Source organism: Barnesiella sp. An22 (assembly GCF_963931395.1).
Taxonomy (GTDB): domain Bacteria; phylum Bacteroidota; class Bacteroidia; order Bacteroidales; family Barnesiellaceae; genus Barnesiella; species Barnesiella merdigallinarum.
Genome location: NZ_OZ007014.1, coordinates 2,086,443 through 2,099,326 on the forward strand (window position 1 = coordinate 2,086,443; position 12,884 = coordinate 2,099,326).

Here is a 12,884-nt window from a genome sequence, read left to right on the forward strand (position 1 = left end):
TTACAATTTTAGATAGGATTGATTTGTTAGAAAACCGAAACGGTACTGATGAGCGGACAGGCTTTGCTGTCGGTTATCTTCACACGGATATAACGGGCCTGCGTACCACTGCCATACGAGGTAGTGTCGTCGTTCTTGGCCATGATGCGTTTGTAACCGATTGTGGTACCGGTAGCAAACGAATCCCACGAACCGTTGTCCTGGCTGGTTTCAATGGTAAAGCCCTTTACGCGTTGTCCCAGCGCGATATACTCTTGCAGGGTAACGTAGTGAATCGTTTTCAGCTCGCCCAAATCTATAACGAAAGTACCCGTAGTTTCGTCGTCGTTGGTAGCCCAGTAGGTAGTCTTGTCGCCATCGGTCATGTTCGAAGCGGCAAAATTACCCGGGGTACGGGTCTGCTCGGCCGTTACATTGGCGTGCAAGGCCATGTCGTTGCTCAAACGCTCGGTGAGCAATGTACCCAGACCGCTGAGGCTCGTGCGTACGTTGTCGGGCATTTTCCCGTCGCTGTTGGGGGCACAGTTCATAATCAGCGTAGCATTGCGACCTACGCTCTCGAGATAGATTTTGAAGAGTTGCTCGGCCGACTTGGCTTGTTCCGACGAGGTCCAGAACCACTTCGACGTCGTTCTTACATCGACCTCAGAGGGCATGAACAGCAGACCATCTTCGGCACCTACATTATTGGTGGTTTCGCTATTGACTGCGTTTACGTCGAAATTGGACCAGCAGGTCTTGCCCGAATAACCGTCTTCGTTACCGCACCAGCGGAACTCACGTCCCCATACGACACAATTGGGCTGCATTTCGTGAATACGTTGCGTGAGGTTATCCCAATCGTAATAGGTCTTTTTGTCGATTGTACGGGTTGTCAGGTAAGATCCGCCATAGTAACCGCTACCGCCGTTGGCACCGTCGAACCAGATTTCGAACAATTCACCGTAATTGGTACAAAGCTCGGTAATCTGTTTCAAGAACACGTCGGTCACATAGGTGCTGGTTCCATAATATTCGTTGCTGGCATCCCACGGCGACAGATATACACCGAATTTCATGCCATACTTGCGGCAGGCTTCGGAGAAGAGTTGGGGAATATCGACTTGTGCACTCACACCGCCACCGTTCGTCACACAGAAATCGGTGCTCTCGGTAGGCCACAGACAGAAACCATCGTGGTGCTTGCAGATAACCACGGCCCCTTTCATACCGGCAGCGTGCATCGATTCTACCCATTGGTCGCAATCGGGAATCGTCTGCGGTGCATACTCTTTAGGATTGGGCCGGCGATTATTTCCCCACTCGGTACTCATAAAGGTATTGGGTCCATAATGCGAGAATCCATAAAACTCGGTCTCCATCCAGTTTAATTGTCTCTCGGTAGGTACCGGAAAAACAGGAGCCGGAATATTATCGGGATTCGGGAGGTTTTGCTCCGTAAAATCTTGCGATTTCACAGAAAAAGTCATACTTGTCATTCCTATGACAAGCGAGGCTAATGTTAATCTTTTACAGATATGTCTCATAATATTATATATTTAACCTTACAAAGATAAAATCCACATCAGAATAAAGCAAATACAATTTATATTTTATATAGCATTGTTAATTCATAATCGCTTCACTCCTCCTTGGCCGGGTATAGATACAGCGAAGAGGGGAAACCGTCGGTATAACCGATCGGATTCCCCTCCTCTGAATATCAGCTACGGGTACATTGTACCTCTGTATTCTCTGCTACAACATCGATTACTTGCCGCTTCCGTACTGTTTCTCGATTAGCTTCTCGGCCTCTTCCTTCAAGTTCTGGGCCTGCTTCTCGGCCTCCTCGACCAGCTTCTTGCCGGCTGCCTGAGCAGCTATCTTGGCCAACGGATTCGAGGCTTTTTCCACCAGTTTCTCACTCTCGGACTGGGCGGTTGCAATCAGTTTGTTTCCGGCATCCTCGGCCTGTTTGCGAATAGCGGCCTTCTGGGCCTCCACATCCTCAGCATCGACACCCAGCACTTTCGAAGCGACCGTACTGGTCACCACATTCTTCACCACCTCCTCGGTATTCAGCTTGATCGAAGGCTTCGTAAAGGTTCCCCCGATGGTAGCCGATACGTTGCTCAAGGCGCCGGCTCCAGGAATATTGATTTTGGCCGTGTAGTCGATAGTCTGGTCGAGCCCGGTGACACCCGAGAGGTTCATGGTGATGTTGCCCATCTTGATGTCGAAAGGCGAAGTCTTCACCTTGCCGTCGGCTATGGCAAAGGAGATTTTCAAATCCTTGGCCTCGATGTTGCGCAACTTGTCGTTCTTCAACAGGGTTGCCAACTGGCTGAACACCTCGATATTCTGCAACTGTATATCGTTCGACTGGATAACACCTTGAGCCGTCAAAGTATTCAGGTCGGGCGACATCTGGCTGTCGAGGGCCGACTTCAAATCGAATTGAACCGAATAGGTTCCGCCCGTTTTGGCAAATATGGGAACAATCTGCTTCACCATATCGAGTTGATCGAACGTCTTCTCGAACGAGGCTTTCTGTATATCGAGGTCGAAGTTGACTTGCGGCTGCAATGCGTTCTGGGCCGTCGAATAGGTACCGTTGGCCACCATCGTACCGCCGAAGGCTTTCAAGCTGAGCGGAGTCATGCGCACGGCCCCGTCGGCTACGACCAGTTTGCCCTTCACCTGCTCGAGCACCATCTTCTGGAACAGAATCTTGTTGAACGAAGCGTTCAGGGTCATGTCGATATTCTTGGGCACCTCGATGGCCGAGAGGGCTGTCGTATCGGCCTCGGCCGTCGGCTCTTCGGTCGTTTCGCTCTCGCCCATCAGTTCGTTCAAATCGAGCAGCGACGAGGTAACCGTTAGGGTACCCTTTATCGTCTCGTCCTTCAATACATAAGCCAGATAGTTGGTGAGTGAGCCTTGGGCCTGCAGGTCGCTCTGCCCTACCTTCACATCAAGTTGCGAGAGCGACATGGCCTTGGCCGAAATCGAGGCTTGAGCCTTCTTCACCGCTACGGCAGGCATTCCCTTCATGGTCAGGTCCATGTCGGCAATCGAGAAGGTACCTTCGCCCTGTATCTTTTCGTAGTTCTCTTTTTCAATATCCGACATGCGTCCGGCCAGGCGCAAATCGGCGGTAACGATACCGCTCAGACTGATTGAGTCGCCCAGCGGATAAATATCCTTGACTTTACCCAGATGTACCGTACCTTTAGCCGTAGCCTGGAAATTCAAATCGGAGATGGGCGTGGCGGCATAGAGCGTAGCCTGGAAGGGATTGCCGGCCATATTGAGCCGGAAGTCCGACAAATCGATGATTGTCTTGTCCAACACACCGCCGGGATTGCTCACGGTAGCGGCTATCTGAATACCGTTGACCGAGGCAGGCATCCCTTCGTAGCTGAAAGTGGCATCTTTCACACCCAGCGTAAGGCCGAATTGTGGTACCGTATCACCCACCATGCGGCCCTTGGCAAAGGCTGTGAGCGACATGTTGCCCGTGGTGCGCAACTTGTCGAAATTGTTTTGGTAGATGGCCGGTATCAACGACAATATCTCTTTGAAGTTGATTTCGGGCGTGTTTATCTTCAGGTCCATATCCATGGCCCCGTTGTCGAGCATGGCCACCCAACCGTCCAGGTTCAAAGTAATTGCATTGAGGCTCAACGAATTTTCCTTCAAGGTAAACTTGCTGTTCTTCAAATCGGCCGATACCGTCAACTTGGCTTCGGCCCGGGCCTGTTTCAGATAAGAGGCACCGCCCATGGCAAAATAGATATTCTCGCACGAGAGCTTGCTGTCTATATCGGTCACGTCGGCACTCATGTCGCCCGAGAGTTTCAGGTTCAACTTGTCGGTATAGAACTGCATCTGGGTCGAATCGTCCAGATAGACAAGGGTGGCGTCGATAATCTTGAAGTGTTTCAGTTTCAGCCTGAAAGCCGACGAACTCTCCTCCTCGACCGTATCCTCCTCGGCCACGGTATCGGGTTTCATGATATCCCAGTTTACCCGCCCGTCGGCCAGCTTCACAGCCTTGACGGACGGCCGGTCGAGCACGATATAGTTCACATCGAAACCCTCGTCGCCGAAAAGGCTCATCACATTGACAGCCACATCGATAGAGCGAGCCGATACCAACGTATCGCCCTCGAAGTCGCCTACGCCCGAGAGGGAGAGCTCATTCAACTCGATCGAGGCACTGGGGAAGTGCGAGAAGAGGCTGATGTGGAGCGACTCGAAGTCGAGCCGGGCATTCAACATCTCGTTGGCCTCCTTCTTTACGATGTTCATCACTTTGTCTTGGAACGCAAAGGGCAAGACAAACATCAATACCAAAATCACCGCCAGAGTTATGCCGGTAATTTTCAAACCTTTTTTCAGTCTTTTGTTCATCATGGTCGCTATTATTGGTTGTTTTGTTGTCGTTTCTCTCGCAGCTCCTCGGCTATGGCCCAGTGGCGGGCAGCCATGTCGGGCATATCGAGTTTGATAAAAGTGTCGCCCAGGCGGTCGTGTGCCGTGGCATGGCCCGGTTTCTGCTTCACGGCCTTGGCAAAATCGGAGAGTGCCGAGTCGTAATCGCCCTGCTTGTAGCGCAACTTGCCCCGGTTGTAGAGGGCCTTGAAGTTGAGCGGGCTCAACCGCACGGCCTCGTTGTAACAGGCCATGGCCTCGTGCTCGTCGCCGCTGTCCTCGAGCGTAATACCCTTACGTACCCAGGCATCGACCATCGTCGGGTCGAGCGACAACGCCTTGTCGAAGTTGGCCAAAGCCGCCCGCACATCTTTGGCCTTGGTGATGCACTCGTTGCCCAGCAAATAATACTCCCGGGCATACTGACGCAGCACCGCCTCCTTATCGGCCAAAGCCTGTTGCAATTCACGGTTCCGGTCCTTCAACCGGTTTATCACATCCAACTTGCGGCGGATATAGCGCTGGATTACCGGCTTCTCAATGTCGTACCGGGTGTGAATGGCTTTGAAAAACGATTGCAGCATGAGGTCGAAATCGCCTTCGTCGAAGGCTTTCACCGTATCGGCATACAGGCGGTCGGCCTGGGCCAGCTTGAGCGACTGCTCGATGAGCGCCGGGTTGTTGAACTCCCGGCTGAACCGCACAATATCGGGGTTGACAAAGATGTCGCGGTGCATGATAGGCTTCTTCAGTACAATCCCCTCCAACGACTTGCAGCGGCTCAACGCCACATAAGTCTGCCCGCCGGCAAAGGCTCCGCCGGTAAAGTCGACAACCACCTTGTTGAAGGTCAACCCCTGGCTCTTGTGCACCGTAATGGCCCAGGCCAGCCGGATGGGAAACTGCACGAAAGTACCCAGCACATTCTCCTCGATACTCTTCTCTTTCTCGTTATAGGTATACTTGATATTCTCCCACACACAACGCTCCAACTCATACAGTTCGCCCGACTCGAGCACGACCTCGATTTTCTCGTCGGGGGTAATGTCCGACACGATGCCTATCGTGCCATTCACCCACCGGCGTTCGGGATCGTTTTTGATAAACATGACCTGAGCCCCCTTCTTGAGGACCAAATCGAGCAGCGTGGGCAAACTTCCTTCCGGGAAATCGCCTTTGATTTCACCGTGAAAAGTATGCTCCTCGCCCGGCAGACGAGCCAGCCGGTTTTCGTTGATATAGTCGACCTGGTCGCGACGGGTTGCCAGCGTAATCGAGAAATCCTCCTTGTCGCACTCATATTGCGGTATATAGCGACTGTTCAATATCGTAAGCTCTTCGCGGGTAGCGGTGTTGTTGCGTATCTTGTCCAGAATCTCGACAAAGCGACTGTCCTGCTGGCGGTAGACCGTCTGCAACTCGATGGGCACCAGAGCCATCTCGTGGAACACCCGGGCCGAAAAGAAATAGGCATTGCGATAGAAACGGCCCAGAATATCGCGCATGTCGGCCGTCACCACCGGCTCCAACTGATAGACGTCGCCCACCAGCAGCAACTGCTTGCCACCGAACGGCAGGCGCATGTTGCCCGAATAGACGCGCAATACCCGGTCGATGAAATCGATCATATCGGCCCGCACCATCGAAATTTCATCGATGATAATCAGCTCGACCTCACGCAAGAGCTGGCGTTGCTTTTTGTTGTACTTGAGCAGGTCGTAGATGCGACCGCCGGTCAGACTCAAGTCGGGATCGTCGGGCAGCATGGGCCGGAACGGCATCTTGAAAAACGAATGGATGGTGCTGCCGCCCACATTGATGGCGGCCACTCCCGTAGGAGCCAGCACAACATGCTTCTTCTTCACATGCTCGCACACATACTTCAAAAAGGTAGACTTGCCTGTGCCGGCTTTTCCGGTAAGGAATACCGACTGATGCGTATAGCGAATAAGGCTCAAGGCATCTTGAAGCTCTTTATTCGTTGTATCTATGGTGGGCTGCTTGTCCATGAGGGCATTTCTGTTTTTCGACTCTTTTTCAAAAGTAATAAATGGCAGAGAGACAAAGGGAGACTTCCGTTTTTCATTCGTCCATACCCTGCCAACTACGACCTTCTATCCAAAGGTAGCGATTTCTTTTTATATAAAAAAATTATTGCTGTCCGATAAAGCAAAACTGCACAGACCTTCAAACGCAAAGAGAAAGTAGAGTATATGCTACTCATTGAAGAGTAAAAGAAAAAAGGGAGAATTTTTCGGTATCGAGTTGAGAGATTTTCCCTTTTTATATTCTCTACTGTTCTTCTTTATTGTTGTAGTTAGTGAGCAAGGCTGAGGATTGGCATATTATAGATTTGCAGATGGTTTGAGCAAAGATTAACGGAATAAATTATATATCCCTTTGCTTATAACTAAATAGGACATAATCCGTATATTTGCGATAAACAAAAGAAAACGTAATATGAACATGAATACACACGCATTTGGACTTCTTCTGCTGATCTCTTTCTTTGCCACAAGTTGTCATGGAGATGGTCATCAAGGCACGGACCATCATCGTGAAAACGGCTGGTATCGCATTATAGACGGACAAACAGACAGTATCGCTTCCACTCCTATCATTACGGTAAAAGAATTTACCGATTTGAGATTGGACGAAGATTATTTTGGGAAAAGCGTGATAATAGGAAATGTAAGTAAACATAAATTGCAAGCGTGGTCCGATTCGACAGAACAGCTGGTAGACAAGCGAATGGGATTTGTATTCAATGATTCCGTAATTACCGCGCCTCGTATAAATATGAGATTGGAAAGTGGCACATTCCAAATAGCGACAAATAAGAATTATGATATGAAGTCACTATACAGAAGTCTGTTAAAAGAGAAGAAAGATTCTTTGGATGCTTTGTTCAAAAACAAAGGCTGGGAAATAGACACCCTTTTTTACAACCGCTTGGGACAGGTTGAACAGGATTCAATCATAAACTCTTTGGATTATAATGATGCTTGTGCCATCATAGTGGGCTTTGAGAGATAATTGGTCAGTAAGTTTCTGGAACTTAACTTATTTGTGCTGACATTTAGCGTATGCAACGCATTGTTCCCGTCTGGACGGGCCGTTGAAGAATATAGACTTCTGTTTAAGAATACAATAAAGGGAGAATCTTTCGGTATCGGACCGGAGGGTTCTCCCTTTAATCAATTTGAAATATTTAGAGGGAATATTTCAGCTCTTCTATTCTTTACAGTCTATATTCATCCATATTGAAATCTCGGGCGCATCATATTCTACATCTTTCTCTTTACCTCCGAAGTTTAATAGCAATTGGTCTCATGTAACGTATAACAACCACACGGATTTCTATTACTCATTAAAGAAAAAGGGATATATTTTGATGGTTAATAAATAGATATATAGCCTCTTCAGGTCCTGAATTTTAGTTGATTTTCGACTATTGATTCGTATAAACACTTATTACTGGTCCCCCAAAAAGCGAAAGGACGCTTCAAAACGAAACGTCCTTTCAAAAACTGTTTTTCTGCCGGTCAGAACTTCACTCCCATCGTCAAGGCAAACGAATTGTTGTGGTCGGTTAGCGTTGATATTTGAGGCGAAATAGCCAACGCCTGATTGATGACACCGGGATCGAAGAGGTCGTCGGAACCCGAAGGCAGCGGAGAGAAGGGGAAAAGCTCGCTGCGACGATAACGGTGCATATAGGCAACATCGACATAGACATTGGCAAAACGGTACCCAAGCCCTACGGTAAAGTAGTTGGTCTCCCGGTCGAGGGTAAACATGGTCAGGGTCCCGGCAGTAGGAATCTCATGTCCCGACCTGTACTCCGATTTCACAGGAGACGTTTGGTAGGCATAGCCCAACCGAGCACTAAACTGCGGAGTAATGCGATATTCGCCACCCACCTTGAAAGTATGCACGGGAGAGAGCATCTCGGAAATTTCGTTGTTTGTATTGTAAAACATGTCAATTGTATAGGGATCGTCGAACGACATGTTGTTATTGGCCGTATACTCGTAGTCGAAACTCAGAATACCACCCTGCCCAAACACGTAGGCAGCACTGGCAATCATGCGCCAAGGCGACTCAAACTCGTAGCTGTAACTTCCGTTAGGCGTCTCGGCCAAATCGTTATACGAGGTCCCGCTACGGTCGAAATTATATTTTACGGCAGCCGAATAGGTATCGGTCATTTTGTAATAGTTGGGGGTATGGAAAGCAAAACCCAACCGGAAATTGTTGGTTGCCCGCATAATTACACCCAAGTTGGCCTTGATACCCGAGCCGTTGGTGTGCAAGGCATTCTGCATGAGATACCAGCCATTGGTATTGGCGCTGCTCACCGAGCCGTTATCGTCGGGCAGATAGCCCCCGGTAAAGTTCTCGCCATATCCGCTCTGTATGTCATACGAAAAGTCGGTAACGGCAATACCGATACCCCAGTAGAAGACATCGTAGATGTTACCGCCGATGTTGAAATTGTACTCGTCGATCGAGCCTTTTTCGCGTACATACAGGTCGCCCGAGGCCAACGAGCCGCTGCCTATAATGCTACTCCAAGGAGCCATTGGATCCGATGTCTTGGGATTAATCAACTTTGACTTAGCTCCCAACACACTCAACCAAGGGCTACTGTCATAGGGGTTGTAGCTCGAGTTATCGTCATAGCCCAAGTCGTCGGCAGTATATCCTTCGGACACCTTGGCGATATACCCCGACAGGGAGTTGGCCCCCATGATGTTCGAGTAACGGGTCCGATAGGAACGATCGAACGATTTCTGCTTGTTGTAGGCAAAGCCGAAGTTCAGATTTTTCAGGGCCTCCTGATTGAACCGCACGGTCCAGACAAAGCCGAAGTTGTTGCACGAGAATTTGAATTTGTTGTCGGAAAAACTGTTTCCCGCGGTATTCACCGTGCTCACCTGATTCGAAAAGTCGATGGTGGCGGCAATGTCGGAGTTGCGATAGACACCGATACCGGCCGGGTTCTGACTCAGGGTGGTTATATCGCCACCCAATGCACCGAAGGCCCCGGCCATACCCATATACCGGGCCGTACCTCGTATATCTTGCTGGGAGTATTTCAAGGCATCGACCACGCCTTGACCGAAGAGCATGGAGCTGCTGCAAAGAGCAACTCCAGCCAAAGCATATTTTATCGTTTTCATATTGTTCTTACTTGATTATTCACACCTTGCTTATCTGCGACCGCCACGGCCTCCTCCGCTGGAACCCCGCGAAGAGGTACCGCTGCTTCTTCTCGACGAAGAGGAAGGAGCCGAATAGCTGCCCGAAGAGCGACGGCTCGACGACCCGCTCGAGAAACTCGAGGAACGTCCCGAAGTCGAGGAGTTGCGATTGAACGAAGAGCTTGAGCTCGAACTGCTACCCCGACGGCTCGTACCGACAGTACCGCTGTTGTAACCGCGGTTATAGCTGTTGCTCGAGGAGCTCGGACGGGTGTTGATTGTCGTCTGTCTGCGACTTTGAGTCGTCGACGGAACCGATACCGAACCCGACGACGAGCTGGTACCCCGGCGAGAGGTATTGGCAGAGCCGAAGCTGTACCCGCGGTTCGAATTGGAACCGGAGTTGGAGCTATTGCTGATTACCGTTCCCCGATTGGTACGAACACCGTTTACGGAACTGTTGCCGCTCGACGAAGAGGATACGCTGGTCGTAGCCCGACGGCCTACGGTACTCGAAGCCGAAGTCGAAGCCGTACCTACCGTAGCCCGACGTCCGGTAGTATTCACCCCATTGCCTGACGATACCACGTTGCCGCCATAGCGGTTGGGCTGACGTCCGTTGGGTGTATATTGCGGGCGAGCCGGAGCATTCCATCCGTAGTAGGGACGATGGTGGTAATAGGGCGAATAGTAGTGATGGTGATGGTGATGGTAATAGGGACTGTACCACGAGTTCCAACCCCAGTAACCGCCCCAGTAGCCGCCCCAACCGTAGTAGTAGGGATCGTAGCCCCAGCCAAACCGCCACGGGCCCAGGCTCCAGCGCCACGACCAACTGGTATAGGAATAGGGAGTCCACATGTAATCCCAATACCAGGGATTCGTCCAGGTGGGAGTTACCCACGCATAGTTATCCGAAATATAGACATTCCAGTCGTTGTTGTCGAGGAAATAGATGTCGGAATAATAGGGATCGCTTACCGATACGACAAATTTGGGGTTGTGGAACCGACGGATACGCAGCGCATATTCGTAGTCCGACGCCGATCCGTTGAAGCCGCTCAGGTAGTAACCGTCGTCGCCGTTCTCGTCGACAATATTATACTCGACATGATTCTCCTGCTGGTTGGCAGCCAACTGGTCGAGCGTCACCTCCGTAGCCGAATCGCCGCGACGGTTGTACTCGTCGACGTCGAAAAGCTGGTTGTCAGTGGTCATCACCAGCGTCTTCTTCACTACCGCATCCGATGCAGGCTGAGCAGCGGCAGCCTGAGCCGCAGCCTCGGCGGCTTTCTCTTTTGACTTTTGTTCTACAATCGGATTCTTATCATTCGGATTATAATAAATATCGTCTTCGATTACATACGAGCTTGCCCTGGCAAAGCTCACCACAAGCATCGACAACATAATCAACAGGGCAAATCTTCTTGTTTTCATAACCACTTCTCCTTGTTTAATTACTCTATTGATTGATTTTATTTTTTCTATTAGACTTTCCTTTCGAAAAATAGTTTAATCTTCTGTCTACTAAAAGAAACTAAAAAGCCGACAAATACTGCATACAGCTCTCTTAATTTTCTACAAATATACTCTTTTCCCGTTTATAAGAAACACTTGCAAAAGGATTTAACGCACTTAAACAAAAAGCGCTCCCCTCCGACAGAGAAGAGCGCCCGACGAGAGAGCGGCCGATTCGGAATCGTCATTGGGCCCCGGGCCGTAACGAATAGCCGAAAAGGATAAGCGTGATGCCCCAATAGAGAAAGGCGGCAGCACACAAGAAGACTATCGAGAAGGTAGCCATGAAGGGCATCGACAGAAACAGGAATCCGAGGATGAGCAGCAACACGCCGTTGATGAGATAGACCCACCAGTAGCGATGCGTAGAGGTCATGGCAAAAGCCGATGTCAGGTTTGAAATACCCTTGTACAGAAAGATGAACGCAAAGAAGAATGGCAGCACCGTCTCGCTGAACGAGAGGTTCCCTACCAGGATGAAGCCGACAAGCATGTCGATGATGCCGCCGGCCAACCACCAGCCCCAGCCGCGTACCTTACGCTTCACATTGTTCGAAACGATGAGCTGCACGACCCCGAAGAGAATCAGCATCCAGCCCAGCAGCATGGAGAGCACTTCGTAGCCCAGTGCAGGCTGCGACCAGAGCCAGAAGCCACAGGGTATCATCAATAACCCGACAACAATCAGGGTCCACCAATACTTGGTTTTACCCCAGAAATACATGGTTGCAATATCCATCATAGCAAGTTGTAATTAAAATTATAGAATCACACAAACTACAACTATAACAGTCGGGATACCGCATTTGTTCCGGGTTTTACATTTTCAGATAAAAATCACGGGTAAGCGACACATAGTCTGTTGTGTAGCCCGTGCCCCGCTGTTCGATGGCCATGGCATGGGTCTGCAAAGGCCGGCGTGCCCTGCCCCACTCCGACAGCAACCGTTTGGGTGCTCGCCCCGCGATACCCGACACATAAGTGAACCGGGCCGGATAGAAGCCGTGCAACAGGGCCACAAAGGTGAGATGCTCCTCCAAATCGGCCGGTGAGATAAGCGACACACGTCCGCCCGGCAACAGCAGCGCAGCTGCCCCCTCGAACAGAGTCTCGTAGTCGAGCGTACCAGTGTGCCGGGCCCTCTCCCGACGGCTGTCGGGCGGCAACAACGACTGCACGAAATAGGGCGGATTGGAGAGAATATGGTCGTACCGCGGCCGGGTGTATCGGCCGAACCAATCACCGAAATCGGCCTTATAGATTGTGACACGGTCGCTCCAGGGCGACAGTCCCGCATTCAGAGCCGCATCGCAGGCAGCCCCGAAATCCAGCTCGACGGCGTCGATACAAGCCGCCGAGCGTTGAGCCGCCATGAGAGCTATCAGCCCGGTGCCGGTCCCCACGTCGAGAATGCGCTTGCCCTCTCCGATGCGACACCAGGCCCCGAGCAACACCCCATCGGTACCTACCCGCATGGTGGCACGCTCCTGATAAATCGTAAACTGCTTGAATTTGAAAAAAGAATTTGCCATATTGCTTTGCTTTGGGCATGCAAAATAAACAAAAAAACATAATAATTTCGACAATGCCCTCTTATTTGCGTAACTTTGGCACGCCTGTTGCAGGATAACATAAAATAAGAGACAGGGGAAGACTATGCTTGCAACAGAAGTATGGCTACCTGCCAAAATGTCAATATGGAACCAAACACCTAAGAATAAGAACAAGTTTATGATCTGCGAA

Annotated in this window: 8 protein-coding genes; 1 reads left to right on the forward strand and 7 read right to left on the reverse strand. The window is 50.4% G+C overall.

Features of this window, described 5'->3' with window-relative positions; genetic code table 11:
- Positions 1-26 precede the first annotated feature (26 nt).
- From ABGT88_RS08615 to ABGT88_RS08625, 3 genes are all read right to left on the reverse strand, one after another.
- Positions 27-1,361 (reverse strand): alpha-L-fucosidase, encoded by a 1,335-nt coding sequence (locus ABGT88_RS08615; RefSeq protein ID WP_346701552.1) that lies wholly within the window; start codon positions 1,359-1,361, stop codon positions 27-29.
- Positions 1,362-1,749: 388 nt separating this feature from the next.
- On the reverse strand, positions 1,750-4,398 hold the full coding sequence (locus ABGT88_RS08620) for an AsmA-like C-terminal region-containing protein (RefSeq protein WP_346701554.1): 2,649 nt from the start codon (positions 4,396-4,398) through the stop codon (positions 1,750-1,752).
- A gap of 8 nt (positions 4,399-4,406) precedes the next feature.
- On the reverse strand, positions 4,407-6,425 hold the full coding sequence (locus ABGT88_RS08625) for a tetratricopeptide repeat protein (RefSeq protein ID WP_346701556.1): 2,019 nt from the start codon (positions 6,423-6,425) through the stop codon (positions 4,407-4,409).
- A gap of 451 nt (positions 6,426-6,876) precedes the next feature.
- On the opposite strand from ABGT88_RS08625, the gene ABGT88_RS08630 reads away from it, so the two are divergent.
- Positions 6,877-7,452, forward strand: coding sequence for a SecDF P1 head subdomain-containing protein (locus ABGT88_RS08630; protein WP_346701558.1), 576 nt, complete (start codon positions 6,877-6,879; stop codon positions 7,450-7,452).
- Positions 7,453-7,961: 509 nt separating this feature from the next.
- On the opposite strand, the gene ABGT88_RS08635 is transcribed toward ABGT88_RS08630, so the two are convergent.
- From ABGT88_RS08635 to ABGT88_RS08650, 4 genes are all read right to left on the reverse strand, one after another.
- Entirely contained in the window at positions 7,962-9,602 is a 1,641-nt protein-coding gene (locus ABGT88_RS08635; RefSeq protein ID WP_346701560.1) for an outer membrane protein transport protein, read from the reverse strand.
- 30 nt (positions 9,603-9,632) lie between these two features.
- On the reverse strand, positions 9,633-11,060 hold the full coding sequence (locus ABGT88_RS08640) for a hypothetical protein (protein ID WP_346701562.1): 1,428 nt from the start codon (positions 11,058-11,060) through the stop codon (positions 9,633-9,635).
- Between the two features lie 265 nt (positions 11,061-11,325).
- Positions 11,326-11,883 carry an HdeD family acid-resistance protein gene (locus ABGT88_RS08645; RefSeq protein WP_289540707.1) on the reverse strand — a complete coding sequence of 186 codons (558 nt, stop codon included), beginning with the start codon at positions 11,881-11,883 and terminating at the stop codon, positions 11,326-11,328.
- Between the two features lie 76 nt (positions 11,884-11,959).
- Positions 11,960-12,673, reverse strand: a complete 714-nt coding sequence (locus ABGT88_RS08650) for a methyltransferase (RefSeq protein WP_346701564.1) — start codon at positions 12,671-12,673, stop codon at positions 11,960-11,962.
- Positions 12,674-12,884 lie beyond the last annotated feature (211 nt).

Excerpts from the sequence above, each read along its gene's own strand:
- ABGT88_RS08615 (WP_346701552.1), bottom strand. The coding sequence starts at position 1,361 with ATGGAGACCGAGTTTTATGGATTCTCGCATTATGGACCCAATACCTTT.
- ABGT88_RS08620 (WP_346701554.1), bottom strand. The coding sequence starts at position 4,398 with ATGATGAACAAAAGACTGAAAAAAGGTTTGAAAATTACCGGCATAACT.
- ABGT88_RS08625 (WP_346701556.1), bottom strand. The coding sequence starts at position 6,425 with ATGGACAAGCAGCCCACCATAGATACAACGAATAAAGAGCTTCAAGAT.
- ABGT88_RS08630 (WP_346701558.1), top strand. The coding sequence starts at position 6,877 with ATGAACATGAATACACACGCATTTGGACTTCTTCTGCTGATCTCTTTC.
- ABGT88_RS08635 (WP_346701560.1), bottom strand. The coding sequence starts at position 9,602 with ATGAAAACGATAAAATATGCTTTGGCTGGAGTTGCTCTTTGCAGCAGC.
- ABGT88_RS08640 (WP_346701562.1), bottom strand. The coding sequence starts at position 11,060 with ATGAAAACAAGAAGATTTGCCCTGTTGATTATGTTGTCGATGCTTGTG.
- ABGT88_RS08645 (WP_289540707.1), bottom strand. The coding sequence starts at position 11,883 with ATGATGGATATTGCAACCATGTATTTCTGGGGTAAAACCAAGTATTGG.
- ABGT88_RS08650 (WP_346701564.1), bottom strand. The coding sequence starts at position 12,673 with ATGGCAAATTCTTTTTTCAAATTCAAGCAGTTTACGATTTATCAGGAG.